5 protein-coding genes are annotated in these 3,897 nt (G+C 55.5%); all 5 read left to right on the top strand.

Features of this window, described 5'->3' with window-relative positions:
• Nucleotides 1-13: 13 nt before the first annotated feature.
• Nucleotides 14-496: a hypothetical protein gene (locus tag AC1D1Z_RS34810; RefSeq protein ID WP_477700122.1), complete on the top strand. Its 483-nt coding sequence runs from the start codon at nucleotides 14-16 to the stop codon at nucleotides 494-496.
• A 576-nt stretch (nucleotides 497-1,072) separates the two neighbouring features.
• The gene (locus AC1D1Z_RS34805) at nucleotides 1,073-1,600 is read left to right on the top strand and encodes a hypothetical protein (RefSeq protein WP_477700123.1); all 528 of its coding nucleotides are present in this window, start codon (nucleotides 1,073-1,075) and stop codon (nucleotides 1,598-1,600) included.
• An 81-nt stretch (nucleotides 1,601-1,681) separates the two neighbouring features.
• A complete protein-coding gene (locus AC1D1Z_RS34800) occupies nucleotides 1,682-2,137 on the top strand; it encodes a hypothetical protein (RefSeq protein ID WP_477700124.1) in 456 nt (151 codons plus the stop codon).
• An 85-nt stretch (nucleotides 2,138-2,222) separates the two neighbouring features.
• Complete coding sequence (locus AC1D1Z_RS34795) at nucleotides 2,223-2,708, top strand: GCN5 family acetyltransferase (protein ID WP_477700125.1); 486 nt, start codon at nucleotides 2,223-2,225, stop codon at nucleotides 2,706-2,708.
• A 669-nt stretch (nucleotides 2,709-3,377) separates the two neighbouring features.
• Complete coding sequence (locus AC1D1Z_RS34790; RefSeq protein WP_477700126.1) at nucleotides 3,378-3,812, top strand: hypothetical protein; 435 nt, start codon at nucleotides 3,378-3,380, stop codon at nucleotides 3,810-3,812.
• Nucleotides 3,813-3,897: the final 85 nt, after the last annotated feature.

Here is a 3,897-nt window from a genome sequence, read left to right as displayed (position 1 = left end):
TTAGAAGGCAGAAATGACTACGCTGGCACGCACACTGTCATCCGCGCAAACGGTTCTGATGAAGATCATTTTTCCCGTGGTTTGGATCGCAGGGTTTGGCTTCGGCACTCTCCTTTTGTGGACCGGCGCGATGCATGGCGTGGGCGGCGAACCTCCGCCGTGGGCGATGAAGTGGCAGTTTCTGTGCATCTGGGTGGCCGGGTCCGCGTTCATCTTGTGGGGATGTGCAGGACTAAAGAAAGTTCGACTTGACGGGAGTTGTCTATACGTGTCGAACTATCGTCGTGAAATCAAGGTGCCATTGACTTCCATCGCGTCAGTCACGGAAAATCGTTGGATCAACATCCATCCAGTCACTATTCACTTTCGTGTTCCCACGGAGTTTGGTCGGAAAATTACTTTCATGCCGAAGGTGCGCTTTTTCACTTGGGGGAGTCATCCGGTTGTCGGAGAACTGCGGCACGTGGCTGGTCTGCAAGGCGCGCATGCCGTCTAACATGTCGCTCGACACGGACCCGCAACTGCAGGAGGCGGCTTTGCCGCGAGTGTTGCGGTCCGGTCAGCTCCAACGTTAAAGCGCATGAGTACGCTACTTCTCGGTTTGAAGCTCGCAAGCATTTCTGCTATTGTTGGCGTAGCGGCTGCAATACTTAGCAGCTGCGGGGTCGGCCTTGCATTGGGAACAGGCACTTGGTGCAGCCCTCTTACGTGGTTTGTTGGGTCGCTCTTTGCAATCCCCGTCGCGATATTCGCAGGCCTGCCGTTATGGCTGCTGTTCCGGCGTTTTGGCTTTAGCCGACATTGGCAGTACGTTCTTGGTGGGTTGGTATGCGCATTGCCTATGTGGTACCTTCTTGCCGGCCCTTTCGACTCAGACCGCTGGCAACACGTCGGTGAATTTGACACTCTCAATTACCTAGGCTCGGGAGCATTTGGTGGGTATTTTTTCTGGCTGCTATCTAGACTACCCCATGGCGATTCGCTTTAACAAGTCGGCCAACACGGACCCGCAACTGCAGGAGGCGGCCTCGCCGCCAGTGTGGCGGTCCGGTTGCCTTCGACGTTGGGCGTCATGAAAGTCATCACCGCGCTTTTGCTTTGTCTCTTGGCGGCCTCAGCGCACGCTGATGCCTTCTTCAAGTTGGTCGGCTATCAGTGCGACAAGCAATCCAATCGGTTGGTACTGACCTACGCTGCAGCCGCCAACGGCGCGGGCCAGACGATGCTAGAGGCCAAGACAAACTATCAGTGGGATCCATGGACGCTCGTTCAGATGCGAGATGAAGACAGCATTGCGTCAACGACGACGGTACGGGCGACTTGCAAGTTGAGTGACGGCGTCTACTCGATCGAACTCGGTCCGATCCCCGGAAACACGAACATTCAAAGACGGTGTGGCGCCTGGATTTCCGCTTGGGCAGAAGTTCGCCTGGGAAAGATTGTCATCTACCCCCGCACAGACTTTGAATCAGGCGTTGGCTGCTTCTACGCCGATGGCGAAATCACAACGCGGGTTGAAATAGCACCTCGTCGCGCCAGGCACGAGATCACGAGGTTTCCGGCGGAGCAGTTGCTCAGCGATACTTCGGCACTGCGATGAGCAGCCTGACGCCCAACCCTTCCTTCAAGCGGACCCGCCTACGGCGGTCCGCTTAAGTCAAACGTTAGGCGTCACCAAGATATGCTGCTGCTCCGCACTACCGTAGGGATTGCCCTCCTTCTTGCCGCGTCCGTCTCGTCCGCCCAGGCAGCCCGGGAAGTCTGTAACCTATTGAAGTCGAAGGGTGGGCTCAGCGATTTCGCAGTTGAGGTACAGGAGGACGGCGACGGAAACGTCGTTGTCGAGGTGGATTTGGATGGCGATGGCCAGGCTGACAAGCTCGTTTGGTTTCGTACTGGCTCTGCGAGTTTGATACCGCCTGACGATTCGAGCGTCACTCTCACCTTATCCGCGATGGGGAAAACCGTTTTTGTTGGGGATCAGCGCATTCTCTTGGCGCAATACAAGAACAAGTACTACGTGATGGCGAGCTCGTTCCGTTCCGGCAACGGGCTGTGGCGGCGCAGCATCTTCTCCGTTGGACCGCGTGGCTTTTCCAAACTTTGCACTGTTGGCGGAAAAGGTCTGGGGCCGTGATGCCTAACAGGTCAATCAACACGGACGTCATCGCGGCAGGCTTCGCCTGCCTATGTGTCGCCGGTCATTTTCGACGTTAGAACTCATGGTGCGTTTTCTCGCAACCCTGCTTCTTGGATGCTTCTGCGCAGTGGCCGCAGCCGGCTTGGACGTCGGCGGTGCAGACAGAACGGTGGCGGGCAGCAGCGCCTACCCTGTTGCAAGCGATCCTTCAAAAGTCGGACGGTATCCAGCGCAAACCAAGTCCGGTGCAGGCTACTTTTACGATAACGTTCTTGAGTATCGGGTCTGGTTGCATCCACACGATGGCGCAAGAAGACTGAATGGGAACGACGTCTACTATCGAGCCTTTGCACAATACGAGCGCGCTCTGGAGTATTCACGAGGAGCTAAAGGCGCAGAACAACCGTTGGTGCTCGTTCGGCAGTTGAAACACATCAATGAGCCCAGGCCCGGGGTGTTTGAAGTCATTGAAGAAGAGCGAATAACTGAGTGGCGGGTTGAGTGGCTTTCGGGTACAAAGCGCTCGCCTGGCTCCATTGAAAAGTTCATGAAGGAGCGCCGGAAATGAGTTCTAACATGTCAATCTACACGGACCCACAACAGCAGGAGGCGGCTTCGCCGCATGTGTTGCGGGCCGGTCAGCTCCGACGTTAAATGGCACGAACAATGGGTTTCCTATCTAACCTCTTTCGCCGGTCGCCCGCTGTGTCGCTCGGGCACCCAGTGTTTGGCACTCTCACATTGGAAAGTGGAGCCAAAGGTCCTTACTGGGTGCATGAGGTGTATGAGGGTGAGGATGGCATTTCGATTTCGATCGATACGCGCGACGCAGCGGAGCCCACCCAATTACAGGTCGACTTCTTTCGGCGCGTCACATCCGATCTTGATAACGTCGTTGGGCCCGTGTTGTCAGAGCTCGGGGAACGCCATAAGGAAATCTACGGCGAAAACCTTCCGTCCGATTGGCGCCTGGCATTCACTCTTGCCGGCGTAGGCGTGCCATTGGACGGGGATCCAAACGCTGAGTGGGACATTGCCCTCGAGTGTCTTACTAACAACTCGAAATTTCTATACACCTGCTACTTCGAAGAAGGTAAATTGACACATGTCTCTGTCGACACTTGAGGCCATGCCACTTAACTGGTTAATCGACATGGACCCACAACCGCAGAAGGCGGTCTCGCCGCAAACGTCGTGGTCCGATCATTTTCGACGTTAGACAACATCAGAAGCCGCCATGAGCCTGCATCCAGACTATCCAGTCGTCACGGGAACCTATCAAATGACCGATGAATGGGCGGTCGCTCTTCCTGAAAGGTTCAATCGACGAATAGAAGATGGAAGCCTTGTTCTGTGGAGGGCAACACTCACCTTCTGGGTCACCATTTGGGGGAACGACAAAGGCACACCCGAAGAGCAGCGGCTAGCTTCAATTCTGGAAACAGCCAGCGATCTTCGAGGCGAGCAACAGATCGAACGCACCGGGAAGCTTATCCGGCTGACATACGAATTGCCGGAAGAAGATTACTCCCGGGAAAAGTCTTCCTATAAATCAATTTCCGGTTACGTCATCGCACCCATTGGGCATGTTCAGATTTCTGCTTACTTTGATACGCCTGCCGCTCGCACCCTCGGGTACAAGATCATTCATTCAGTGCGCAATGTTGCTTAACCCTTCCTTTATGCGCACGTGCCCCCGGCGCGCCGCTTAATTCAAACGTTAGGCGCCGCAAGATGCGGCGCGTTCATTCGGAGGT

It is taken from the genome of Rhizobium sp. P1_E1, from assembly GCF_056406015.1.
This window is presented reverse-complemented; position numbering and strand designations above follow the sequence as displayed.

Excerpts from the sequence above, each read along its gene's own strand:
- AC1D1Z_RS34790 (WP_477700126.1), top strand. The coding sequence starts at position 3,378 with ATGAGCCTGCATCCAGACTATCCAGTCGTCACGGGAACCTATCAAATG.
- AC1D1Z_RS34795 (WP_477700125.1), top strand. The coding sequence starts at position 2,223 with ATGGTGCGTTTTCTCGCAACCCTGCTTCTTGGATGCTTCTGCGCAGTG.
- AC1D1Z_RS34805 (WP_477700123.1), top strand. The coding sequence starts at position 1,073 with ATGAAAGTCATCACCGCGCTTTTGCTTTGTCTCTTGGCGGCCTCAGCG.
- AC1D1Z_RS34810 (WP_477700122.1), top strand. The coding sequence starts at position 14 with ATGACTACGCTGGCACGCACACTGTCATCCGCGCAAACGGTTCTGATG.
- AC1D1Z_RS34800 (WP_477700124.1), top strand. The coding sequence starts at position 1,682 with ATGCTGCTGCTCCGCACTACCGTAGGGATTGCCCTCCTTCTTGCCGCG.